This window comes from Microlunatus phosphovorus NM-1 (assembly GCF_000270245.1).
Lineage (GTDB): Bacteria > Actinomycetota > Actinomycetes > Propionibacteriales > Propionibacteriaceae > Microlunatus > Microlunatus phosphovorus.
Genome location: NC_015635.1, coordinates 4739903 through 4762613, shown reverse-complemented (window position 1 = coordinate 4762613; position 22711 = coordinate 4739903). Strand labels below are relative to the sequence as shown.

19 protein-coding genes and 2 pseudogenes are annotated in these 22711 nt (G+C 66.2%); 9 read left to right on the top strand and 12 right to left on the bottom strand.

All coding sequences use genetic code 11. The features are described 5' to 3' along the window. Window positions 1–92: 92 nt before the first annotated feature. Window positions 93–1460: a cystathionine beta-synthase gene (locus MLP_RS21535; protein WP_013865305.1), complete on the top strand. Its 1368-nt coding sequence runs from the start codon at window positions 93–95 to the stop codon at window positions 1458–1460. A 130-nt stretch (window positions 1461–1590) separates the two neighbouring features. Here the strand turns inward: MLP_RS21535 and MLP_RS21530 are convergent, their stop codons facing one another. Both MLP_RS21530 and MLP_RS26755 read right to left on the bottom strand, forming a co-directional pair. After that, entirely contained in the window at window positions 1591–2268 is a 678-nt protein-coding gene (locus tag MLP_RS21530; protein ID WP_041790424.1) for an NUDIX hydrolase, read from the bottom strand. A gap of 72 nt (window positions 2269–2340) precedes the next feature. Beyond that, window positions 2341–3219: a class I SAM-dependent methyltransferase gene (locus tag MLP_RS26755; RefSeq protein WP_013865303.1), complete on the bottom strand. Its 879-nt coding sequence runs from the start codon at window positions 3217–3219 to the stop codon at window positions 2341–2343. A 134-nt stretch (window positions 3220–3353) separates the two neighbouring features. Here MLP_RS26755 and MLP_RS21520 point away from each other — a divergent pair, with 134 nt between their 5' ends. Further along, a complete protein-coding gene (locus MLP_RS21520) occupies window positions 3354–3713 on the top strand; it encodes a hypothetical protein (protein ID WP_013865301.1) in 360 nt (119 codons plus the stop codon). Beyond that, on the top strand, window positions 3710–4195 hold the full coding sequence (locus MLP_RS21515; protein WP_013865300.1) for a hypothetical protein: 486 nt from the start codon (window positions 3710–3712) through the stop codon (window positions 4193–4195). Before MLP_RS21520 ends, MLP_RS21515 begins: the two co-directional genes overlap by 4 nt. 54 nt (window positions 4196–4249) lie before the next feature. Here the strand turns inward: MLP_RS21515 and MLP_RS21510 are convergent, their stop codons facing one another. The 3 genes from MLP_RS21510 to MLP_RS21500 are packed head-to-tail and all read right to left on the bottom strand — an operon-like array spanning window position 4250 to window position 6362. Next, window positions 4250–4531 (bottom strand): GNAT family N-acetyltransferase, encoded by a 282-nt coding sequence (locus tag MLP_RS21510; protein ID WP_013865299.1) that lies wholly within the window; start codon window positions 4529–4531, stop codon window positions 4250–4252. Beyond that, complete coding sequence (locus MLP_RS21505) at window positions 4528–5193, bottom strand: FMN reductase (protein ID WP_049804626.1); 666 nt, start codon at window positions 5191–5193, stop codon at window positions 4528–4530. Before MLP_RS21505 ends, MLP_RS21510 begins: the two co-directional genes overlap by 4 nt. Next, window positions 5190–6362: an LLM class flavin-dependent oxidoreductase gene (locus MLP_RS21500; RefSeq protein ID WP_013865297.1), complete on the bottom strand. Its 1173-nt coding sequence runs from the start codon at window positions 6360–6362 to the stop codon at window positions 5190–5192. The genes MLP_RS21505 and MLP_RS21500 overlap by 4 nt, the downstream gene beginning before the upstream one ends. A 157-nt stretch (window positions 6363–6519) precedes the next feature. On the opposite strand from MLP_RS21500, the gene ypfJ reads away from it, so the two are divergent. The 4 genes from ypfJ to MLP_RS21480 all read left to right on the top strand — a co-directional run bounded on the left by ypfJ (window position 6520) and on the right by MLP_RS21480 (window position 11912). Beyond that, a complete protein-coding gene (gene ypfJ, locus MLP_RS21495) occupies window positions 6520–7407 on the top strand; it encodes a KPN_02809 family neutral zinc metallopeptidase (RefSeq protein WP_013865296.1) in 888 nt (295 codons plus the stop codon). 158 nt (window positions 7408–7565) lie between these two features. Further along, complete coding sequence (locus tag MLP_RS21490) at window positions 7566–7952, top strand: DUF6394 family protein (protein WP_013865295.1); 387 nt, start codon at window positions 7566–7568, stop codon at window positions 7950–7952. Window positions 7953–7963: 11 nt separating this feature from the next. Next, window positions 7964–9760 carry an NAD-binding protein gene (locus MLP_RS21485; protein ID WP_013865294.1) on the top strand — a complete coding sequence of 599 codons (1797 nt, stop codon included), beginning with the start codon at window positions 7964–7966 and terminating at the stop codon, window positions 9758–9760. A 259-nt stretch (window positions 9761–10019) separates the two neighbouring features. Then, entirely contained in the window at window positions 10020–11912 is a 1893-nt protein-coding gene (locus MLP_RS21480) for a hypothetical protein (protein ID WP_013865293.1), read from the top strand. A 143-nt stretch (window positions 11913–12055) separates the two neighbouring features. Here MLP_RS21480 and msrA read toward each other — a convergent pair whose 3' ends face one another. Together msrA and MLP_RS21470 are read right to left on the bottom strand one after the other, a co-directional pair. Beyond that, on the bottom strand, window positions 12056–12691 hold the full coding sequence (msrA, locus tag MLP_RS21475) for a peptide-methionine (S)-S-oxide reductase MsrA (protein ID WP_013865292.1): 636 nt from the start codon (window positions 12689–12691) through the stop codon (window positions 12056–12058). A 60-nt stretch (window positions 12692–12751) separates the two neighbouring features. Next, on the bottom strand, window positions 12752–13771 hold the full coding sequence (locus MLP_RS21470; RefSeq protein ID WP_172641613.1) for an LCP family protein: 1020 nt from the start codon (window positions 13769–13771) through the stop codon (window positions 12752–12754). Window positions 13772–14247: 476 nt separating this feature from the next. Here MLP_RS21470 and MLP_RS29570 point away from each other — a divergent pair. Both MLP_RS29570 and MLP_RS27600 read left to right on the top strand, forming a co-directional pair. Continuing rightward, a pseudogene (locus MLP_RS29570) lies at window positions 14248–14697 on the top strand (nucleoside-diphosphate sugar epimerase/dehydratase); the annotation flags it as partial. 100 nt (window positions 14698–14797) lie between these two features. Then, on the top strand, window positions 14798–15850 hold the full coding sequence (locus MLP_RS27600; RefSeq protein WP_197536454.1) for a polysaccharide biosynthesis protein: 1053 nt from the start codon (window positions 14798–14800) through the stop codon (window positions 15848–15850). On the opposite strand, the gene MLP_RS21460 is transcribed toward MLP_RS27600, so the two are convergent. The 5 genes and pseudogenes from MLP_RS21460 to MLP_RS21435 form a co-directional block, all read right to left on the bottom strand. Then, window positions 15845–16999: a lipopolysaccharide biosynthesis protein gene (locus MLP_RS21460; protein ID WP_156821252.1), complete on the bottom strand. Its 1155-nt coding sequence runs from the start codon at window positions 16997–16999 to the stop codon at window positions 15845–15847. The two genes, MLP_RS27600 and MLP_RS21460, sit on opposite strands and share 6 nt — an antisense overlap. Window positions 17000–18019: 1020 nt before the next feature. Further along, entirely contained in the window at window positions 18020–19402 is a 1383-nt protein-coding gene (locus MLP_RS21450; protein ID WP_013865286.1) for an O-antigen ligase family protein, read from the bottom strand. Next, entirely contained in the window at window positions 19399–20571 is a 1173-nt protein-coding gene (locus MLP_RS21445; RefSeq protein WP_013865285.1) for a glycosyltransferase family 4 protein, read from the bottom strand. Before MLP_RS21445 ends, MLP_RS21450 begins: the two co-directional genes overlap by 4 nt. Beyond that, a pseudogene (locus tag MLP_RS21440) lies at window positions 20568–21296 on the bottom strand (UDP-N-acetyl glucosamine 2-epimerase); the annotation flags it as partial. The pseudogene MLP_RS21440 and the gene MLP_RS21445, both read right to left, overlap by 4 nt. A gap of 700 nt (window positions 21297–21996) precedes the next feature. Beyond that, window positions 21997–22692 carry a GntR family transcriptional regulator gene (locus MLP_RS21435; RefSeq protein ID WP_013865282.1) on the bottom strand — a complete coding sequence of 232 codons (696 nt, stop codon included), beginning with the start codon at window positions 22690–22692 and terminating at the stop codon, window positions 21997–21999. Window positions 22693–22711: the final 19 nt, after the last annotated feature.

Below are 22711 nucleotides of genomic sequence, written 5' to 3'. Positions count from 1 at the left end.
AACTTCCGGCTATTGGTCCACGCGTGGCGGGGACAGGTAACCGGAAACCGGGCTCGGTGGTGGGGACGGCTGACCCGGATAGGCTCACCACCGTGGAGTACGTGACGTCGTTGATCGATCTGGTCGGCAACACCCCGTTGCTGCAGCTCACTCGGGTGAGCGGGGATGCCAAGCCGCTGGTGCTGGCGAAGGTGGAGTACCTCAACCCTGGTGGCTCGGTGAAGGACCGGATCGCGGTCAAGATGATCGAGGCGGCCGAGCGGGAGGGCAAGCTCAAGCCCGGCGGCACCATCGTCGAGCCGACCAGCGGCAACACCGGTGTGGGGCTCGCGATCGTGGCCCAGGCCAAGGGCTACCACTGCGTCTTCGTCTGCCCCGACAAGGTGAGCGAGGACAAGCGGAACGTGCTGGCGGCGTACGGGGCTCGAGTGGTGGTCTGCCCGACCGCGGTCGAGCCCGATCACCCGGACTCCTACTACTCGGTCTCAGACCGGCTGGTACGCGAGATCGAGGGCGCGTGGAAGCCCGACCAGTACTCCAACCCGAACAATCCGGCCAGCCACTACGAGTCCACCGGACCGGAGATCTGGCGGCAGACCGAGGGCAAGATCACCCACTTCGTCGCCGGCATCGGCACCGGCGGCACGATCAGCGGCACTGGTCGCTATCTCAAAGACGTCTCCGACGGCAAAGTCCAGGTGATCGGCGCCGATCCGGCGGGTTCGGTCTACTCCGGCGGTGACGGGCGGCCGTACCTGGTCGAAGGTGTGGGAGAGGACTTCTGGCCGGCCAACTACGATCGCGACGTCTGCGATCGGGTCATCGAGGTCTCCGACGCCGACTCCTTCGCGATGACCCGGCGACTGGCTCGCGAGGAAGCGCTGCTGGTCGGCGGCTCCTCAGGCATGGCCGTGGTCGCCGCGCTGCGGCTGGCCGAGGAGTTGGACGATCCCGAGGCCGTGGTCGTGGTGCTGCTCCCCGACTCCGGCCGTGGCTACCTGACCAAGGTGTTCAGCGATGAGTGGCTGACCCGCTACGGCTTCGGTGTCTCGGGCACCGAGGGCCGGACCGCGGGCGAAGTGTTGCGGGAGAAGTCCGGTCAGCTGCCGTCCCTGGTGCACACCCACCCCGGCGAGACGATCGCCGAGGCCGTGGGGATCTTGCGCGAGTACGGCGTCTCGCAGATGCCGGTGGTCCGGGCCGAGCCACCGGTGATGGCCGCCGAGGTGGTCGGCTCGGTCAGCGAACGCGGACTGCTCGGGGTGCTGTTCAACCGCTCAGCTCGGCCGGCCGACGCCGTGGAGTCGGCCATGGAGGCGCCGCTGCCGGTGCTCGGCGCCAGCGAGCCGGTGAGCAAGGCCGTGGAACTGCTGGTCGACGCTGATGCGCTGCTGGTGTTGGACGACGGCAAGCCCATCGGCGTGTTGACCAGGCAGGACCTGCTCGCCGACATCGGCTAAGGACGTGAGCGGGAAGACGACGTGCCCGGTGTGCGGAGGAGCGATGAGTGAAGCCGACGTTTCTCCAGGCTTCGCGAAGAGTGACGACGTAGCCGGTGAACGCATGTCGTCGTCGCGAACGGACTCATGACTAGGGCAGGAGCTGGTCCAGGGCGTCGCGCCAGTTGGCAGTCCAAGTGATCGAGCGCCGCTCGGCGAGCGGGATCCAGCGCGCGTCGGCGGTGGTGCCGCCGACATCGAGCACCACCGGGTCGCCCGGCTCCGGACAGGTCCCGCGATAGATCAGCCGGACGGCATGGAAGTCCTCGACCTGGCCCTCGGGGTTCCGGCCGACCCAGTGCGAGGTCTGCACCGCCACCAGATCGCCGAGCTCGACGGTCTGCGCGGTCTCCTCGTGCACCTCGCGTACCACCGTGTCCGCAGGCTCCTCGCCGACGTCGATGCCGCCACCGGGCATGCCCCAGCGGCCCTCGACCGCGGTCCTGTCGGAGTACTGGGTGGCCAGCAGGCCACGATCGGACAGCACCACCGCGTACGCCGCGACCCGCTGCCGGGTGGTCGTCTGCTCGGGCGCGACGACCATCAGGCTCGGGTCCCGGCCGGGTGGTCGCTCGGGCGGGCGTCGCTCGCCGCTCACCGGCCGAGCGAGGAACCACAACGTCAGCTCGCCGTCCGGGCCGCGGCGGGCATCCAACGGCTGTTCAGCGATGAATCCCAGGTCGTAGCTCAGTGGTGCCGGATCGGCGCCATGGGGAAGTGGCGCCCTATACAGCTCGGCGCCTGACAGGTCCACCCCAACCACGAGCATTCGGCCATTCTTACCCATGTTGTCGCCGTGATGCCGTACGGTGTCGGCCCGGGCGCGGTAAGGCGATAGGGCTCAGCCCGTGGCCCGGCGGGCCGTGACGATCATGAACCCGGCCGGGACCACGATGCCGGTGCCGTCGTACAACGGCTCGAATTTGGTCCGCAGCCGCGCGCTGACCGCCTGGCGGATCTCCTCGGAGCGGCCCTCCAGGACACCGCGGATCGGGCCGATGTCCAGGGCGGACTGGGCGGCCTCGGCCGGGGTCAGCTCGCCGCCCAGGTAGAGGGTGCGATTGCTCGGATGGGTCTCGATGTCACGCCACCCGGCTGGCTCCAGGACGGCCACCACCGATTCGTGACTGCCGAGGCTGCACTGGTTGTCGGAGGCCGACACCGGTTCGTACGAGATCCCCAGCTCGTCGAGCACCTCGGTCGCGGTGTCATACGGAATGGCGAACAGTGGCACGTGCTCGCGGGTACGCCAGATCGCAGCGACCAGCCGGCCGCCCGGTCGGGTGGATCGCAGCAGGTTGGCGAAGGCCGCCCATGGATCGGGGAAGAACATCACGCCGAAGCGAGACATCACCACGTCGTACTGAGCCGCGCCGAAGTCGTAGGTCTCGGCATCGGCGGCCAGCCACTCGGGCTGGGGCGTACCAGGCTCGGCCTCGGCCAGTTCGGCGGCCAGCCGGCCCGCGGCCTCGATCATGGTCGAGGACAGGTCGGTGCCGACCGCTCGGCCGGTCGGTCCGACCAGTTCGGCGGCCTGTCTGGTCGTCGGTCCGGTGCCGCAGCCGATGTCGAGCACGGACTCGCCCGGCTGCAGTGCGGCTGCCGCGAACAGTTCCTCGCTCACCGGGACCATCTGCGCCTCACGCTGCTCGGCCCCGGCTATCCACTGCCGGACTCGGGCATCGTCTCCCCACCCGGCTGGTCGTTGCTGATCACCCATGGCGCAATTCTGCTCCCGCTGCCGCCTTGGACCTGCTCGGGTTTGTCGGTCTTGCTCCAGCAATAGATCGAGCGAGACCGACAAGATCGAGCAACACCGTCCACTGCACGGTCAGGCGGGTACAGTCTCCTCCCGTGGTCCCAGTCCTGGCGTACGTGGTGATGGCGCTGTCAGGCGGGATGGTCATCTGGGGGCTGCTCACGACGGCCGTGAATCAGCCGCCGTACAAGGCCCAGCTGCTGTACGCGGCCGGGGTCGAGATCGTCACGGTGGTGCAGTCGATCGTTGGTTTCGTTGGGATCGCCCGCGGCTTCCGGCCGGAGGAGTTCGGCACCACGATCGGCTATCTGATCGGGATCCTGGTGCTCATCCCGGCTGCCTGGTTCTGGGCGAATGTCGAGCGCACCCGCTATTCCGGCCTGGTGCTGGCCGTGGCCGGACTCGCCGTCTCGGTGATGACGCTGCGGCTGATGCAACTGTGGGTCCCGGCATGACCTCGCCCACGCCGGCTGGGGGCACCCCGTCCTCAGACCCCGCGACCCCGGAGACCTCGTCCGGGCAGCCGGTCACCGAGCGGACGACCCGATCGGGGCCCGGCAAGGTGCTGGTCGCGGTCTACGGCGTGTTTGCCCTGGCCGCCTGCTCGCGCGCGGCCGTACAGCTCATCACCCGGTTCGACGAAGCACCCTTGGCCTACCTGCTGTCGGCCCTGGCGGGTGTCATCTACGTGATCGCGACGATCATGCTCGCCCGGGGGACGCGTACCTCGCGGCGAGTCGCGACCGTGGCCATCGTGGTCGAGTTGGTCGGCGTGCTGACCATCGGCACCTTCAGTGTCCTCGACCCGGCGGCCTTCCCTCGGGCGACGGTGTGGTCGGCGTACGGCAGCGGCTACGGATATGTGCCGCTCGTGCTGCCGATTCTCGGACTGTGGTGGTTGTACGCCACCCGTCCTGGCCGACCCGCTCGCTCCTGACCAGACCCTGAGCCGCTCTGGTCCGAAAGCTGGAGCGGAGTGCCGAAGAAGGGCTCAGACCAGCAGATCCTGGTAGTCCTCGTGTCGACGGATCCAGGTCTTGACGAACGGGCACACCGGCCGCACCTTCAGACCACGGGCCCGGACGTCGTCGAGTGCGTACCGGATCAGCCGGCTGCCGAGTCCCTGCCCTTCGTGCGCGTCGTCGACCTCGGTGTGGGTGAAGGCGATCACGTCGCCCTCGATCTCGTACGCGGCCAGGCCGGCACGTGTGCCATCGACATCGATCTGGTAGTACTCCAGCTCGGGTCGATCCTTGATCACAATGTCGCTCACTGGTCTCCTAATTGGGCCAGTAGCCGCTCGAAAGGCACCAGGCCGTCGTCGATCTCGTCGGGCTCGCCCGCGGGCGCTGCCGGAGCAGTCGGCCGGGGGCGTACGAGGTCGGCCAGCTCACCTGCGGCCCGGTCGACCCGGGCGGACAGCTGAGCGGCTGATCCCCAGTCTTCCGATGCCGCATACACCGCTGTTGGCACGACCACGGTGCGAAGGTAGCTGAACAGGGGCCGAAGAGCATATTCGAGGGCGAGCGAATGGCGCGCCGTGCCGCCGGTGGCGCCGATCAGCACCGGCTTGCCGACCAGCACCTCCGGGTCCAACACGTCGAAGAACGTCTTGAACAGGCCCGAGAAGGAGCCGGAAAAGATCGGAGACACCGCGATCAGCGCATCGGCGGCAACGACCCGCTCGATCAGCTGTGACAACCGGGCCGCCGCGAATCCGGTCAGCAGCTGGTTGGTCAGGTCCCGCGCGTACTCCCGCAGCTCGACGATCTCGATCTCCGGCGTCTGACCCCGCTCCTTCAAGGCCGCACCGGTGGCCGAGGCCAACCGGTCCGCCAGCAGCCGGGACGACGATGGCTGGCGGAGTCCGGCGGTCAACACCACGATCCGTTGGCTCTGCACGTTCTGCGGACCTGAGGCGTTTCGGGCCGTCATCGGGTGCTCTGTTCGAGCTCGGCCACCCGGCCGGTGACGGTGTCGGTCGCCGACGCCTTGGCGGCTTCCGAGGTGACACCGGCTGCGTTCTCCGCAGCCCACTTGGTGGCCAGCAACGACGCATGGGTCGGCGCATCCGGCACATCGGCCGGCCGCTTCGCGTCCAGCTCACGCCGCAGCACCGGGACGACCTCCTCGCCCAACAGGTCCAGCTGCTCGAGCACCGTCTTCAGCGGCAGCCCGGCGTGGTCGACGAGGAACAGCTGGCGTTGGTAGTCGCCGAAATGCTCCCGGAAGGTGAGCGTCTTCTCGATCACTTCCTGCGGACTGCCTACCGTGAGCGGGGTCTGCGAGGTGAACTCCTCCAGCGACGGCCCGTGCCCGTAGACGGGAGCGTTGTCGAAGTACGGCCGGAACTCCCGCCACGCGTCCTGGCTCTTCGGACGGATGAACGCCTGCCCGCCGAGTCCGACGATGGCCTGGTCGGCGCGGCCGTGCCCGTAGTGCTCGTAGCGACGGCGATAGAGATTGATCAGCCGCTGGAAGTGATAGGTCGGCCAGAAGATGTGGTTGGCGAAGAATCCGTCGCCGTAGTAGGCCGCCTGCTCGGCGATCTCCGGACTGCGGATCGAGCCGTGCCAGACGAACGGCGGCACATCGTCCAGCGGCCGCGGAGTGGCGGTGAACGACTCCAGCGGCGTACGGAACTTGCCCTGCCAGTCGACCACGTCCTCCCGCCACAGCCGGTGCAGCAGGTGGTAGTTCTCGATCGCCAGCTCGATGCCGTCGCGGATGTCCTTGCCGAACCACGGGTAGACCGGGCCGGTGTTGCCACGGCCCATCATCAGGTCGACCCGGCCGTCGGCCAGGTGCTGCAGCATCGCGTAGTCCTCGGCGATCTTCACCGGGTCATTGGTGGTGATCAGCGTGGTCGCGGTGGACAGCACGATCCGCTCGGTCTGCGCGGCGACGTAGCCCAGCATCGTGGTGGGCGAGGAGGGGACGAACGGGGGGTTGTGGTGCTCGCCGGTCGCGAACACGTCCAGGCCCACCTCCTCGACCTTCTTGGCGATGGTCACCATCGCCTTGATCCGCTCGCCCTCGCTGGGCGTGCGGCCGGTGGTGGGGTCGGTGGTGACGTCGCCGACGGTGAATACTCCGAACTGCATGGAACACCCTCCTCAGGGTGAAAGTTTACATTTCAACTATCGAAGGGTGCAACGTGCGTGCGGCGCCAGTATTCCCGGGGCGCCCGCTGACGTGCCCCGCCGGTCTACGCTTCGATCAAGCCTGTGAGGAGCACCCCTAGCGAGTGAGGAATGCACAGTGAAATACCGCGACAACGCACAGCTGGATGCCTCGCAGATGGGCAGCGCCCGCGGTGGTGGGCGGGGCCGTGGCGGCAAGGTCGCTCTCGGTGGCGGTGCTGGGCTAGTGGTGCTCATCCTCGCGCTGCTCTTCGGCCTCAACCCCGATGATCTGCTCGGCGCCTCCGGTCCGCAGGCTGAGTCGGACCAGGCGCCCGCTTCGCAGGCGTCCACGTACGAGCAGTGCAAGACCGGCGCCGATATCGCCCGCGACCGTGACTGCCGGTTCGTGGCGTACACCAACTCCATCCAGTCCTACTGGGCGCAGGCTTACGTCGGCTATCGCAAGATCCAGGTGATCCCGTTCACGGGTCAGGTGTCGACCGCCTGCGGCACCGCAACCTCGGCAGTGGGCCCGTTCTACTGTCCGGGCGACACCACGGTCTATCTGGACACGGCCTTCTTCGACCAGCTGACCAGCCAGCTCGGCGCCCAGGGCGGCGACGCTGCGGAGGCGTACGTGTTCGCTCACGAGTTCGGTCACCACATCCAGAACCTGACCGGGGTGATGGGCAAGGTGCAGTCCCAGGGGGCCGGTCAGACCGGGCCCAAGTCCGGCGGCGTACGACTGGAGCTGCAGGCCGACTGCTACGCCGGCGTCTGGCTCAAGCACGCGGCCAACGACCCGCAGAGCCCGATCGCCGAGGTCACCCGCGACGACCTCCGACGCGCCGTCGACGCGGCTGCGGCGGTCGGCGATGACCGGATCCAGAAGCGGATGCAGGGTCAGGTGCGGCCGGAGAGCTGGACGCACGGCTCGGCGGAGCAGCGGCAGAAGTGGCTGATGCAGGGCTTCAACTCCGGGGACCCGAACACCTGCGACACCTTTGCCTCCGGCGCCCTCTGACCGGTGCCCCTTTGACCGGCACTGCTCTCCGCCCAGCCAGACGGACTGCTGGGGAGGCTGACGGCGCCGCTACCCGTGGTGAACGAGTGACCCCAGTAGGGTGACCCCAGTAAGAATGGGTGGTGGACCAGGCTGAGCCCCGGCCGGGACGGAACAGTATGAACCTCGAGAAGGTGATCTTCGGCTTCTTCGTGCTGCTTGCCGCGACTCTCAACTTCGGGTTCTTCATCGGTCCCCTCACTGACCCCGCGCAGCACAACGTCTTCGAACTCTTCGCCGCGATCGTGGTCAGCCTGATCACCACGGTGCTGAAGTTCGGCGATCGGACCCAGCTCGGTGCGGTCCATCTGGCCACCAGCCTGGTGGCCGATCTCCAGCTGATCGCGGCCTTCGTCGTCTGGATCTGGGCTACCCAGGTGGTCGCGGAGGGCCTGACCCCAGGGCACCTCGCCAGCGTCGTGTCGCTGTCCGGTGGCGCGCTGCTGGCCAACCTGGTGTCGGTCGTCCTGCTGCTCACCGAGACCATCACCTTCCACCGCAGCTGAGGACACAGGCCATGGGCAGCCCGTTGCTGATCTTCTGGCAGCAGCTCTTCGGCTCCCGTCGACGGCAGGACGCAGCCGTCTCCCGGACGCACCTGGAGTTCGCCGACCGGGCGACGGCGACCATCTTCTTGATCATGCGGCGGATGCGCCGACCGCTGATCGTCCTGATCGTGATCTTCAGCATCAGTGTCCTCGGCCTGGCTCTCATCCCCGGGGTCAACGACGACGGCGAGCAGGCGCGGATGACCCTGTTCGACGCCTTCTACTTCATGAGCTACACGGCGACGACGATCGGCTTCGGTGAGCTGCCCTGGGAGTTCACGGCTGCGCAGCGGCTCTGGGTGACGTTCTCGATCTATCTGTCCGTGGTCGGCTGGGCGTACGCCATCGGCTCGTTGCTGACCCTCCTCCAGGACCGGGCGTTTCGCTATGCCCTGGCCCTCCAGCGCTTCACTCGCAAGGTCGCTCGGCTGCGGTCGCCGTTCCTCCTGGTCGCCGGCTACGGCCGCGCCGGTGAGCTGTTGGTGAAGGCCTTCGACGCGCTCGGTCAGCAGGTCGTGGTCATCGACCACTCCGAGGACCGGATCGACGCACTCGAACTGGAGTCCTACCATGCCGACATCCCGGGCCTGGCCACCGATGCCTCCAACCCCCACCACCTCAACATCGCCGGTCTGTCCCATCCGCACTGCATGGGAGTCCTCGCCCTCACCAACGACGACCACACGAACCTGGCGGTGACGATCGCCGCGACGCTGATCCGGCCGGATCTCCCGGTGATCGCTCGTACGGTGTCGGCCAGCGTCGCCCGACGGATGGAGGCCTTCGGGTCGCCGTCGATCGTGAATCCCTTCGACCGCTTCGGCGACCACCTGCAGCTGGCGCTGCATGCGCCGGCCTCGTACCAGCTGCTGACCTGGCTGGAAGCAGGTCCAGGCGCCGCGGTGCCGACGCGCGGCGCACCGCCGGCGGTGGGGCGCTGGGTGATGTGCGGGTACGGACGATTCGGGCACGAACTGACCTCCGACCTGCGCGCAGCGGGTCTGGAGGTGACGATCATCGACAGCGCCGAAGGGGCCGGTCACGGCTCGGAGGTGATCATCGGCGATGCCGCCACGGAGAGCGTGCTCGCCAAGGCCGACCTGGACACCGCGGTCGGGCTGGTTGCCGGCACCGACGACGACACGACGAATCTGTCGATGCTGGCCAATGCCCGAAGGATCAACCCGAACCTGTTCCTGGCGGCGAGGCAGAACCGGCCCGCCAGCGCAGCGCTGTTCGAGGCGATGAAGTTGGACGCGCTCCTGGTGCCGACCGAGGTCGTCGCCCATGAGGTCTACGCGCAGGTCAGCACTCCGCTGCTGTGGCGTTTCATCCAGGGCATTCCCCGGCAGGGCGACGCCTGGTCGGCCGAGATCGTGCAACAGTTGCTGATCCACTGCGGTGAGGAGTTGCCCGCACTGTGGACCGTGACACTGAACGACCGTCAGGCCCCGGCGTTGCATGGCTGGCTGGCCCAGCGGAAGGTCACCCTCGGCGACCTGCTGCGCAACCCGGAGGGCCGGGAGCGGCAGCTGCACGTGGTGCCGTTGCTGTTGCTTCGCGGTGGGGAGGCGACCCTCACCCCGACGCTCGACCTGGTGTTGGAACCCGATGACCAGCTGCTCTTCGCCGGTGCCGGATCGGAGCGACGGGAGCTGGAGGGCACCATGATCGTGGACGCGACCGCCATGTACGTGCTGCTCGGCGAGCGGGTGCCGGCCGGCCTCGTCTGGCGCAAGCTCACCGGCAAGTCGATGAACCGGTGATTTGAGTGGATCGAGGCTGAGGCGACTCAGCCGCAGGTCACCCCGGCGTGCACCGGGCAGTAGCCGAAGGGATTCCGAATAGTCACCGTAGTGCTGCTTGGCAAGGAACGCCTGCGGTCGCCTTTCGTGACCAGTTGGACTCGTTTCCCTATCGGGCAGCCTCGGATTCCCACAAGGCTGCACCCATGCGATGCGGCTCAGCGGCGTGGAGTGGGAGTCTTGAGATCTGCTGACTCGGTGAGCCGGCAAGGGAGACGACATGACCGGATCGCCCTACGACGTTGTGCGCGACCAGGCTGGACCGCATGTCGCGGCTGTTGCGCGGCCCGGCGACGGGTGCGCGCAGGGCGTCCAGGCTCCGGCAGTGCAGACCACCGCCCCATCCGCCGGCTGGGTCCAGGTCGGCAGGTCACGTGGCATTGACCTGCTCAGCGTGCAGCGGATCGCTGGCAATCAGGCGGCACTGCTGCTTCTCGCCGGCACCGGTGCAAGGGCGCGCGGTCCCGCGTCCCAGCCGACGGTGCAGCGCGTCCGCGATCCGCGGCTGGACGATCACCTCGATCAGCTGCGCCGACTCTCCCTGATGCCGTACAGCCAGGCAGGTCTCTACGACGCTGTCGTGGCCGAGTTGCGTGGGGTGGATCTCACCGACCCGGACAATCTGGTTCCGGTGACTGAGGTCCTCTCCCCGATCCTCCCCCGGGAGCGACTGCAGACCCTTCTTGGCGCCGCCGACCGGCCTCGGCCCTCCGCGCCGCACGAGGATCCGTCACGGACGCTGCGGGCACTGAGCTCGCCACGGCGTGGGCCGTACGGGATGCGCGGTCCCGGCATCCTGCTGCCGATAGCGGGCCAGGCTGTCAGTCCACTCCTCGAACCGTTGGCACACGTGATGAACTCCGTCGACGGGCTCGTACGCGGGCTCTATCTCGGCGTGTCTTCCTCGGTGAGTCCGCAGGCTGCCGAGGACCTTGCCCAGCGGATGCTCGAGAGCACGATCCTGAATGCGGTGTTCCCGCCGGTCTTTCTCGCGGGCACGGCGGTAGGGATCGGCTCGGATGTCGTCGAGTCGATCCGCGGCGCCTACGAGTTGGTCGTCAATATCGACGAGATCCTTACCCAAGCGGCCGCGATCCTGGAGGTGGTCGTATCACCTGAGGGCCGGGAGGCCGGCCGGATCATCGGTGAAGAGATCGGCCGCGGCTGGGGTGCCGAGCTCGTGCGCCTCTCGCGCGCGGGAGTCTTCGAGTTCACCTACCGCGTCGGCGAGATCGTGGGACCGGCGATCGTGTACACGATCTGTTCCTTCATCGGTCTACCCGAACTCGCCGCCGCTGCGGTCTTCGCGCGGCTGTCCGCGCGGCTGCTGCCCATCCTCAGGCGGTTTCCGAGGCTGGCGCGGCTGGCTGAGGCGGTCGCTCGCCGACTGCGCCGTCTCCCGACTCCTGAGGTCCCCGAAACGCGCGGTCGTCCGCGACTGCGCGGCTATACGGCAGAAGGGCTCGATGATGACTTCACCCACGGCTGGCTTCCCGAGGTCCCGGGGGAGGTCCCGACGTCGGTCGGCCGTGGCCCCCTACGCAGCGAAACCGACACACTGACCGACTATGCCGAGGCCGTCCGGTCGGGCGGCGGCGGCAACCCCGCGACGGCGGCGGCCCGAGGTGCGTCGGGGCCTCATATCCGGGACAACCTCTATTCCGGCGATGCGCAGCGCCGGGTCACACGGCGTCTGCGCGACCTCGAGATTCTGGAGGGTCCTGCCGACGCATCGGTGCTGCGGGTGAGCGACCCAGCTCGATACGTATCGTGGCTGGAACGCGCATATCGGCAGCACGGTGGGTCTTCGGGTCTCGATCCACGCATGAGACACGCAATCCAGGAATATGTCGGTGGGGGGCTTGAGCTCCCGGGCGTCGGGACGACTCCAGGCGGCGGGCGTTCGTACGCCGGATCCCTCCCTGGCACACACGCGGAGATACTCGCCGTCAACGACGCGCTTCTTACCGGCGGCAGAGTCGGCGGCGTCGCCACCGTTCGGGCTGGGCCCGGTGGGCACTTCGCCGCCTGTCTGCACTGCCGCGGCATTCTTGAGCGACTCGCCAGAACGGTGCCGGAGCTGCGAGTGCTCACCGGCGCTGCCACGCCCTGAGCCCAGAGCCGCCTCCTTGATCAGGTCGTTTCTGTGGGCTGTTCGATGTCTGGGGCCGCGTCGGCTGATCATCCGGATGAGTGAGCAGGTCGCTCAGCGACGCCACGCGCCCGGTTTGATGTTGAAACAGCGTGGACGGCCGCTCAAGGGTTGCAGGTCACTCCGGTGGCGTGCACCGGGCAGTAACCAAACGGGTTCCGGTCCAGATACTGCTGGTGGTAGTCCTCGGCGTAGTAGAACTCCTCGATCGGGGCGATCTCGGTGGTGATCGCCCGATAGCCGGCGCGGGTGAACTCGATCTGGAACGCGTCCCTGGTCTTGGTCGCGGCCTCCAGCTGAGCGGGCGTCGTGGTGTAGATCACCGAGCGGTATTGCGTCCCGATGTCGTTGCCCTGCCGCATGCCCGTGGTCGGGTCGTGGTTCTCGAAGAACACCTTGAGCAGCTGCTCGACATCAGTCTTGCTCGGGTCGTAGACGACCTTGACGACCTCGGCGTGACCGGTCCGCGCGCTGCAAACCTCCTCGTAGGTCGGGTTCGGAGTGAACCCGCCCGCGTAGCCCGAGGCGGTGTTGGTCACCCCAGGGGTGTTCCAGTAGAGCTTCTCTGCACCCCAGAAGCAGCCGAGACCGAGATAGATGACCTCCGAGCCCTTCGGGACCGAGGTGACCGGGATGCCGAAGACCTCGTGGAAGGTGGGCTCCTTCAAGACCGAGTGATCACGTCCGCGCAGGGCGCGGGCGGGATCGATCATGGTGACCTTCTGCTGGGAGAACAACATCGCTTGCTCCTGTTCGCTGGGTTGCTCCATCACCAACAGTGCCAGCGCCGGGACTGTTCCTCATCCCTCCGGGTACTTGGTCCGGTAGTCAGCCATCCGATCGTCATGCATCGCTGCTGCCAGTTCGTCCAGCTTGGCCTGGTCAACGAGGTCGATGCTCTGCTTGGTCGGCGAGGTGCCGAAGCCACGGATCGGCGCCTGGATCAGGTGAAGATCATCCGGCGTCAGCCGCAGCGACAGCGCCGTGGACCGCAGCTCGCGCTCGTTCAGCTGTCGGTCGACGGTAATGTGGCGGGCGGCACCCCCGGCGAAGCGGATGAACTGATCTGGGTCAGTGATCACCTGCCGACTCAGTCCCTTGCCGATGATCGCGGCGACGACCGCGCGCTGTCGCTGTGAACGGTCGAGATCGCCGCCAGGCAGTTGCTTGCGTTCCCGGACGTACGCCAACGCTTGCTCGCCGCGAATCGTGACCTTTCCGAGCGGAAATGCCCAGCCGCCCGAGACCGAGGGGTGCTCGTTGAAGACGGTGACCCCACCTAGATCCTCGGTCAATCCGACGAACCCGTCGAAGTCGATCACCGCGACATGGTCCATCCGGACATCCAGCAAGCCTTCGAGTGTGCGGATGGTCAGGGCGGTGCCGCCGTAAGCGAACGCGGCGTTGATCTTGTCCTTTCCGTGACCGGGGATCGGCACATACATATCGCGCGGGAAGGAAATCAGGTACGCGGCCCGACGGTCCCCGGTCAGGTGCAGCACCATCAAGGCATCGCTTCGACCCGCCCCGGCGTTGCTGATGTCCCTGCTGTCAGATCCGATCAAGACGTAGTTGACCGCCTGGCTGTTGGAATTCTTCGCTGGCCGTGGCGCTTCGGACGGGTCGGCGGGTACTTGCGCCGGCAGGTCGTCGACCCGTCGCAAGTTCTGGTTGACTGCCGAATCCACCCGCAGCGCGTAGACGGAACCAACCGCCAGCGCACCGACCACCGCCAGGGCAACGCCAACCAGGATGATCGGGAGCACCACGCGGCGTCGACGTCGCAGCGGAGGTCGACCGTCGTCAGACTCCGTGCTCACCATGGTCGGCTCGGCTGGACAGAGCGCAGATGCATACGGACTCGAATTCGGGGATGCTGGTGCGGGCGGGATCGCACTGCTCCCGAGTGCACGGCCCTAGCTGGGTCGCTGCACCAGTGCTCAGGCGATCGTAGCAACCCAGAATGCGCAGGAGCGAAGGAACGTGACAGCCTGGTGCCAATTTGACTGGAGCCCGGCCTATCTCGCTACTATGGCGCGCAAACCAAACCAGGACCAACCGGTTTGAGGCAGCGCTGCGGGGGCAGTGCCGAAGAGGGGAGCCCCCAGTCGTGCTGAGTGATCGGCCGCTGCTGCGTCAATTCGTGCGTGTCCTGTGGGACTGCGCGAGCTGGCTCCTTGCTGTGGCCGCCGTGGTCGGCTCCCGCTATAACTTCAACTTGAGCGACGTGCAGCACATCGCTGTCGTCCAGTACGCGTTGCTGGCCTGCGTGCTGCAGGTGATCATCGGTGCGCTCATGATGCTGTACCGCGGGCGGTACAAGACGGCCAGCTTCGACGAGACCCTTGGTCTGGCCACCTCCACACTGCTCGTCTCGATGCTGCTCGGGGTGATCTTCCTCGGCATCGTCGGCACCCACGTCTTTCCCCGTGCGGCGGCCGTGCTGACTCCGCCGGTCGCGTTGCTGCTGATGGCTGCCGGGCGGTGGGGATATCGGGCGTACGTCACGCGCGCCGGTACTCGCGGCAACACACAGGCCGAGCGAGTGCTGATCTACGGTGCGGGCGATGCTGGACACCAGCTCGTTCGGCTGTTGCGGATGGAGGCGGATCCGCCCTTCCACGTCGTCGGTCTGATAGACGACGACCGCAGCAAGCGCTATCTGCGATTGCTGGGGGTTCCGGTCGTCGGCGAGCGCTCGAAGCTGGTCGCCGAAGCCGAGCGCCGTGGCGCCACGACGGTGATCCTGGCGATCAGCGATGCCGGGCCGGAGCTGGTCCGTGAGATCGCCTCACTAGTCGAGGCGGCGGGACTGAGGTTCCTGGTGCTGCCCCCGGGTGGACGAGATGGTTGGCCGAAAGGTCCATCTCAGCGACATTCGCGAGGTGGACATGGAGGATCTTCTCGGTCGTCGGCAGATTCACACCGACGTGGCCGAGATCGCCGACTATCTCAACAATCGGGTGGTACTGATCACCGGCGCGGGCGGGTCGATCGGATCCGAGTTGGCACGACAGGTGCACCGGTTCGGACCGAAAGAGCTGGTGATGCTCGATCGCGACGAGTCGGCGCTGCACGCCGTCCAGTTGTCGATCTATGGCAAAGGTCTACTGGACACCCCCGACGTGGTGCTGGCCGACATCCGCGACGCCCAGGTGATCGAGGAAGTCTTCGCGTTGCATCGTCCGGAGGTGGTGTTCCACGCCGCCGCACTGAAGCACCTGCCGATGTTGGAGCAGTATCCAGAAGAGGGCTGGAAGACCAATGTCCAAGGGACGCTGAACGTGTTGGAGGCGGCGCGCAAGGTCGGCTGCGTCCACTTCGTCAATGTGTCGACCGACAAGGCCGCCGACCCCAGCTGCACCCTGGGTCGGACGAAGCGGACCGCTGAACGTTTGACGGCGTGGTACAGCGCCAACGCGCACGGGACCTATATCTCCGTCCGGTTCGGCAACGTCCTCGGGAGTCGTGGTTCGGTGCTGCACTCCTTCATGGAACAGATCCGCCGAGGTGGTCCGGTGACCGTGACCCACCCGGACATCACCCGCTATTTCATGACGGTTCCGGAAGCCTGCCAGCTGGTGATCCAGGCCGGGGCGATCGGCGAGGCCGGGGAGGTGCTGGTCTTCGACATGGGGGAGCCGGTTCGGATCCTCGACGTGGCCCGGCGTCTGGTTTCCCAGTCCGGCAAGGAGATCGAGATCACCTTCACCGGCTTGAGGCACGGTGAGAAGCTGCACGAGGCACTGTTCAGTGCCGGTGAGTACGGCATTCGGCGTTGTCACCCGCTGATCACCCACGTGCCTGTGCAGGGCTTGGCGCCCGAGGACCTGGCAGCCGATCCCAGCCGGCTCGAGTTGGCGTTGGCCGCCCCGGGCAGACGGCCCTCGTATTCATGAATGGGTGGATCTGACTCGCAGCACGCGTCGCAGCAGCACCAGACTCAAGAACAGATTCGTCGAGACCAAAGACATCGCGGCGCCCGTTGCGGCCGCCCAGTGAGCACCCAACGCGATGCCGACAAGAGCTGTCAGGCACTGGACCAGTATTGCTCTCGCAACGAACTTGTCATCGTTCCAGGCTTGAAGAGTCGCAGCCGCGGCACGCGTCACGAAAACGAATCCGGCGTTGAGCACGTAAAGACAAACAGGCGTCGACGCTGCCTCGTACGCCGCACCGAAGACTGCCGGGACCCACCAGGTGGCGGTCGTCGCGATCAGCAGGAGAGCGGCACTCATGGCCCCGATGGTGCCCACGACGGAGGCTCGCCCGATTCTTGCCGTCGGCACGGTTCCGCGTGAATAGTACGGCAGCAGGACCGATGCGATCGCGGACGCCGCCACGGTCAGTGGCGACGTCAGTTTCGTGGCCACTCCGAAAATGCCCGCCTGGACCTGGCCGGCGACGAGCAGCACGATCGTCACGTCCAGAAGCAGCATCGACGGGGCAAGGCTGGCAACTCCCAGGTCGAAGGATTGCGCCCACTGCCTGGGCATCGCTGCCAGCGACTGTCGAAGCGGCAGCGATCGCCAACGAGGCCTGAGCCAGAGCAGACTCAGTACGCCGGCGAGAAGACCGGCCATGCCGATCAGAGCCGGAAGCGTGGTCACCATCACCCGGCCAGTGGCAATCGCCACCAGGACCGAGCCCAGCAGGATGCCCTTTTCAGCCAGCGTGACGGTGCCCGCGGCCAGGAACCGCCTGGCACCCACGAGATGATTGGGAGCCCCGAGGCTCACATACGTACCGGCCGCCGCCAGCAGCACGCTGCTCGCGTCCGCCGAGAAGGGCACAGTGGCTATCCCGATCAGGAGGACGACTGCGCCGGTGCCGATCCTGACCAGCGCGTCCAGCGTCGCCACTTCGGGGAGGATGCCTGGCTCCGTGCGGGCATACCGACGGATTCGTTCAATGGGAGTACCGAAGCTCAAGACTGCGCCAAGGAGCTGGCCGACGCTCATCAGGACCGCGGCTTGGCCCCATTCCTCGGGGGCAAGTGCGCGAATGACCAGAATGATCGCGAGACTGCTGAGCAGTGACGAACCCACGCCGGACAGAAGAACGACGCTGAAGCCACTGGCGATCCCTCCGCGTCGGCCACGGTTCACCGTCGTCGACAGCTTCGGTCCAGAAGCTGATCCGCGAACTCGATCGCTGAGAGTGCTCCGGGATGGCGCGGTGGCGCAGCCCGGTCCATGGCCAAGGTCAAATTCTCGGCAATAGCGTTCACCTCGAGTGGGCTCACCAGATCGAAGCCCACGTTGCGTACGAAGCGATGGATCGACCGGGAGCCAGCCGCCACGATCGACGTGCCCAACACATACGCCTTGCCCAAGGTCGAGTTCGGTGAATGTGTTGAATAGGCCATGATCACGGTATCGGCGGCCGCCACCACGACGTTGATCTCATCGTTTGTCAGCAGCCGGTCATCCACCACGCAGGTGAGCCCCATTGCCTCTGCGCTCTCGCGCAGACTGCCGCTTGACACCCCTGAATCGTGTCGTATTGGACCGATAACGGCCAAGCCGCAGCGCGCACGCTTCTCCTCGTCCATTCGTGCGAATGCCTCCAACACCAGCGGGAGATTCTTCCACGGCGTGATTCCTCCGGTGATCACGAACCAGTGGGCCGCTGTCGGCCAGGTATCCCGAAGCAGGGCGGACTCAGCTGTGATCTGCTCCTCAGATGCATAGCTGATGAACGGGTCGACCGCGAAAGATTCCCCCTTGGCGGCGACGTGTAGCGGCTCACGTAGCCAGACGATCCGGACGCGACTGCCGAGACGCGAAAGTGCCGTGAATGAGAGCTTGGCCAGACCTCGAATCGTTCGAGATGGTGTCGTCGGGAGCTCCCACCGGGGATCGCGCATGATGAGGAGGGTCACGACGCGGCCCTTCGCAACACGAGGCCCACGCGCGAACCTGACCGCGAGTTCGTCGCCGTGCGGCACGACAATATGGTCGGCGCCGATGGTGTCGGCGAGCTTCAGCAGTCGGCTCGGCGTCAGTGGTGCAGTCAGCACATGGATCGAGATCCTTGAAGCGAGCTCGGACAGATGTAGCTGATACTCAGGTGTCGTCAGGGTGGCCGCGCTGAGGGCCACGTGGACGTGCTCTCCGTAATGGAGCGCGCGCTCGACCAGGATGCGGACGTATTGCAGCAGATGGCCGCTGTGGCGCTCTTCTGCGATGAGCACGGAACCCACCCCTGAACTCCTTCTCTTCAAAACTGTGCCCTTGGCCGAACGCGGGTGAAACCAGGGCGAGGCCGATCATCACCCACAGGAGGCGATTTCCCACGATGTCGCTCGAGAACTGAGCATTGACGACGGATGCCGTGAGAAGTGCGAGCACAAGGGCGGGTGCGATCAGATCCTCAGGGCCGTCCTCGCAGTCGGCCAGCCGCCGGTCGATGGCGCGAGCGGTCGAACGGAGAACTCGGATGAAGGCAGTGATCAGGAGGAGCAAGAATCCCGAAATAGCTAGAACGCCGCCTTCGACGGCCATCTCGATGAGAATATTGTGCGGGTAGAACGTGTATCTGTCCGGCCGGGAGAACCCCACCACATACTGCCCGAGATTTCCCCACCCGACGCCCATCGGATGGGTCATGAAGGCCGCGAGTGATTGCTGAATGAGATCGACTCTGCCGGAGTCGGAAGCGAGTTCGAGTCGTTGCAGCCCAGGAAACCTGGGCAAGTGCTCGACCACGTAGCTGACGCTCACAACGATGCCGCCGACGAGGATGATGGCCCACACCCTGGATCCCCGGTGTCGCATCGCGACGAGCGCGATCACGCCGACGCCGGCTATCGCGGCCACCAAGGGTCCTCGGCTACCGGTCGCGACTGCCGCGCTGAGTGCGAGCAGCAGCGCAGCCACGTGAAGCCCGCTCCTGAGGAGGGACCTCGTCCGACCGAGCAGCAGCCAGCCCACGGAGATGATCGGAACCAAGGCGCACACTCGGCCGATTCCGATCGGATTCAACTCGAACAGGCTCAGGCGCCCATAAATGTTGTACTGCCCGAAGAGCATGAGCGCTGCGGCGGTAAGCAGGCCAAGCACGTAGATCAAGGCGATGGTCATCAGCGTACTTCGACGCGGATCCCGAAATGCCGATGCGGCGAGGATCATGATCAGGGCGAGTGCGATGGCGACCGTCTTGGTTGTCCCATATTGGTTGAGGGGTGCGGCGACCATCCCAGGAATTGTCAATGCGACAAAGACGACCAGGCTGGGCGTGCGAACGACATGCTCTGCGACACGTCGAAGGTGCACCATAATGGCCAAGGCGAGAATGAATGACGTCAGGGCGATGTAGTTGATCGGAAGGAACTGATCCACGGTGGCCGGCATCACCAGGTTGCCCAATCCGGTGACAACCAGCGCAAGGCAAAGCAAGGTCTGACGGCTCTGGGGAGCGCCGACGGACTCCGCTGTTCGATCCGTCATCGACTCCCGCCTGTCGGAAGAAGCTCGAGGAGAGCGGCGGCGATGCGTCCTGCTTGAGCCTGCGGAGTCCAGCGAGCGTCGACCTCGCGTCGGCAGTCAGAACGCACGTCGGCCGCCTCCGACTCCATCCTGTCCAACCACGACGTGATGGTCGTCGCCAGCGAGCTCACGTCACCAGATCGGTACGTACCGCCGGTGACCCCCTCGATTATTGCCTCCCATTCGGGCATCTGCGCATAGCGATCGTCGTCGCTGATCACCGGGACGCCGTGGCTGAGGCTCTGAATTGCCGTGAGGCCGATCGCCGCGGGTACGACGGTGACGGACATGTGCCGGTAGACCGATGCAATGGCCTCGTCCGTGTACAGCGGGCCGATGAGATGCAGATCAACACCGAGTGTCGTGGCCAGCCGACGGAGTCGCTCCTTCTCCGGTCCGTCGCCCACCAGGAGCACGCTGACGGGTCGGTGAGATCTCGAGATGACGGCGACCGCTTGTATGAGCAGGTCGAGTCGTTTCTGGGGAGTCAGTCGGATCACCGCGCCGACCATGGCGCGGCCCCGCGGCAGTTGACTGATCGACTCGATACCGCTGGTCTCGTTCACATCTCCGGACAGACTCGTCACGCTGTTGCCGATGACGGACATCTTTCGCTCCGGATATCCGCACCCGAGGCCGATCTGCCTGCCGATGTGGCCGTAGAGAAGTAGCCTGTCGGCGAGACGATAGAAGGTCAATCGGATGACCCGCTTCGCACCAGTCTCCGGCCGGTGCCAACCGATCGTCCAGAACAACACCGGTCGTTTGTTCACTCTCGCGATCACCGCTGCGATCCAGGTGCTCGTGATAGATGCGTCGCCGACATAGATATAGGCGTCGTGTCGCCGACGAGCCGCCTCGGATACGGCCCCTATTTGCCAAAGGATTCGTCCGAGTCGAACATTGCGTAGGTGGGCGCGCTTCTTCAACTCGTGGTGGTCAATGATGAGGATGCCTGCCACCGATTCTTCGTCGGCGGCAAACTCGAAGTCGAAGTCGGCAAGGTCCTCTAGGGCGCGAAACACGCCCAGCCGATAGTGCGGCAAGAACGGATAGGTGACAAGAACCCGGATCTTCGAGATGCGCTCGTCTGTTTCCTGCCGCTTTCTGATCCAAGGGGTGTCGGTCATGTGGAGCGGATGCCGTGCCAGGTGTTGCTCCGCATCGCCGTCGAGACCATGAATTTCACGACTCGCTCCGATGTGTTGGAGATGTCGTAGCAACTGGGCAAAGTCGTCATCCTCTGTTCGGGATCTTCCAAGATGCACGTCCGCACGGCGAGCAGTGCGTTATCGGGATCCAGCCCGGTCATCATGATTCCGCCGGTGTCGAGCGCCTCGGGTCGTTCGATGGAATCCCGCAGCGTGACGGCCGGAAAACCGAGGATGGTGGATTCCTCGGCGATGGTGCCGGAATCCGAGAGCACACAAGCGGCGTGGAGTTGCAACTTGTTGTAGTCGTGGAAGCCGAACGGCTCGTGGAAGATGATGTTGTCGAGTCCGATGTCTGTGGCGAAGGCATCCAGTCGCTTCCGCGTCCGTGGATGGGTGGACACCAGGCACGGCAATCCGAAGGCGTCTCGCACCGCCACCAGACATTGGAGGAGTTGCAGCAATCGCGCAGGCGAATCCACGTTCTCCTCCCGGTGCGCGCTGACCAGGAAGTAGCGGCGGTCGTTGAGATCCAGTCGATCAAGGATGTCCGAGGCGTCGATGTCGGGACGGTAGAAGTCGAGCACCTCCCGCATCGGGGAGCCGGTCAGCAAGATGCGCCGCGGCGCCAGACCTTCACCCAACAGGTTGCGGCGGGCATGCTCGCTATAGACCAAATTGAAGTCCGCGACATGATCGGCAAGCCGCCGGTTGGTTGGAGTTCACCCCTGCCGAGGCGCAGGAGTGGATCGTGGGGACCGAACTAGCTGCTTCCGCACGTGTCGAGTTGGTCGATATCGACTCTGGTCACTGGCCTATGATCACCCGCCCTGTCGAGCTTGCTGACGTTCTGGCCGAAGTCGCAGACCGCTGACGGGATCGCCGATGACATCAGGGACCATTCGTCGGTGCGGCACGCTGGTGAAGTGCGCGGTGGGTCAAGCCCGGTGGCTGGGCTGACGCCATGACCTGTGGTTTCGGCCGCGAGCCCTCGAGCGGCGGTGCTGGTCGCCCTTGACGGTTTGTCGGGGACAGGACCTGCGGCGGCGCCCCGATGGGACCAGCGGGCATTGACCTCACTGGGTTTCGTGAAGCACTTGGCCGGCGAGGAATACGCACATCTGGGCGAGACATTCGGCCGCCCACGAACGGACGAGGGTCTGCAACGCCACTGTCGCCGAAGTTGTCGAACATGAAAGTGGCTGTGGTGCTGGCTTGGTCGTGCTGGATCACGATGCCTGCGGATCTCGTGGAGGTAGGTGGTCCGATGATCCGGGCTGCGGCGGGCTGTCTGGATGGCGATGTCCTGCCAGGGGAGCGGTAAGGTCCTGACTCGGCCAGTGTGAGGGCGAGGGAACTTCGGCGCTGATTCTTCCCTAGAAGCCCTTCTCCGGCGAGCAGGCCTCAGTCGGCCAGTCCCAGGCTGGAGGGGGTGGTGGCTTCCGGCCCGGCCTGGCCGCCGAGCGCCTCGGCCAGCCGCTCCCGCGCCCGTCCCAGGTGCTCGGCCAACAAGAGGGTGGCTCCGTCCGCGTCGCCCGCTCGTAGTCGGGTCAGGATCTCGGCGTGCTCGGCGTGCAGCAGCGTCGGCTTCACCAGCTGGCGGCCGTGCACCTGGGCCAGACAGAGCGTCACCTCGCTGACCAGGGTGCGATACATCCGGCTGGTCCGGGTGTTGCCCAGGGCGTCAACCAGCGCGGTGTGGAAGTGCATGTCCGGCCCGATGATCTCGAAGCTGGACACGTCGCCGAGGCGCTCGAACTCGGCGTTGGCGGCGACCGCGTCGTCCGGCACCGTACGGGCGGCGGCGAGCTGGCGTAGCACCTCCGCCTCCAGGTAGGCGCGGGCCCGGTAGATGTCCCGCACCTCGTCAGGACCGAGCTTCACCACGCGCGCGGTCTTGTGGGTCCGTCGCTCCAGCACGGACTCCGCGACCAGGCGCTCGATGGCCGCCTTGGCGGTGGCGCGAGCCACGTCGTAGCGCTCCGAGACCTCGGCCTCGGTCAACGGGTCCCCGGGCACCAGCTCGCCGCGGAGGATCTCGTTGCGGAGGTCGTCGGCGATTGCGTCGACCACCGACAGCACTGTCACGCGTGCCACCACGAGAGCACCCCTTCGCGTC

Excerpts from the sequence above, each read along its gene's own strand:
- MLP_RS21450 (WP_013865286.1), bottom strand. The coding sequence starts at position 19,402 with ATGACGGATCGAACAGCGGAGTCCGTCGGCGCTCCCCAGAGCCGTCAG.
- MLP_RS21505 (WP_049804626.1), bottom strand. The coding sequence starts at position 5,193 with ATGACGGCCCGAAACGCCTCAGGTCCGCAGAACGTGCAGAGCCAACGG.
- MLP_RS21445 (WP_013865285.1), bottom strand. The coding sequence starts at position 20,571 with ATGACCGACACCCCTTGGATCAGAAAGCGGCAGGAAACAGACGAGCGC.
- MLP_RS26755 (WP_013865303.1), bottom strand. The coding sequence starts at position 3,219 with ATGGGTGATCAGCAACGACCAGCCGGGTGGGGAGACGATGCCCGAGTC.
- msrA (WP_013865292.1), bottom strand. The coding sequence starts at position 12,691 with ATGTTGTTCTCCCAGCAGAAGGTCACCATGATCGATCCCGCCCGCGCC.
- MLP_RS27600 (WP_197536454.1), top strand. The coding sequence starts at position 14,798 with ATGGTTGGCCGAAAGGTCCATCTCAGCGACATTCGCGAGGTGGACATG.
- MLP_RS21500 (WP_013865297.1), bottom strand. The coding sequence starts at position 6,362 with ATGCAGTTCGGAGTATTCACCGTCGGCGACGTCACCACCGACCCCACC.
- MLP_RS21515 (WP_013865300.1), top strand. The coding sequence starts at position 3,710 with ATGACCTCGCCCACGCCGGCTGGGGGCACCCCGTCCTCAGACCCCGCG.
- MLP_RS21530 (WP_041790424.1), bottom strand. The coding sequence starts at position 2,268 with ATGCTCGTGGTTGGGGTGGACCTGTCAGGCGCCGAGCTGTATAGGGCG.
- MLP_RS21485 (WP_013865294.1), top strand. The coding sequence starts at position 7,964 with ATGGGCAGCCCGTTGCTGATCTTCTGGCAGCAGCTCTTCGGCTCCCGT.
- MLP_RS21490 (WP_013865295.1), top strand. The coding sequence starts at position 7,566 with ATGAACCTCGAGAAGGTGATCTTCGGCTTCTTCGTGCTGCTTGCCGCG.
- MLP_RS21480 (WP_013865293.1), top strand. The coding sequence starts at position 10,020 with ATGACCGGATCGCCCTACGACGTTGTGCGCGACCAGGCTGGACCGCAT.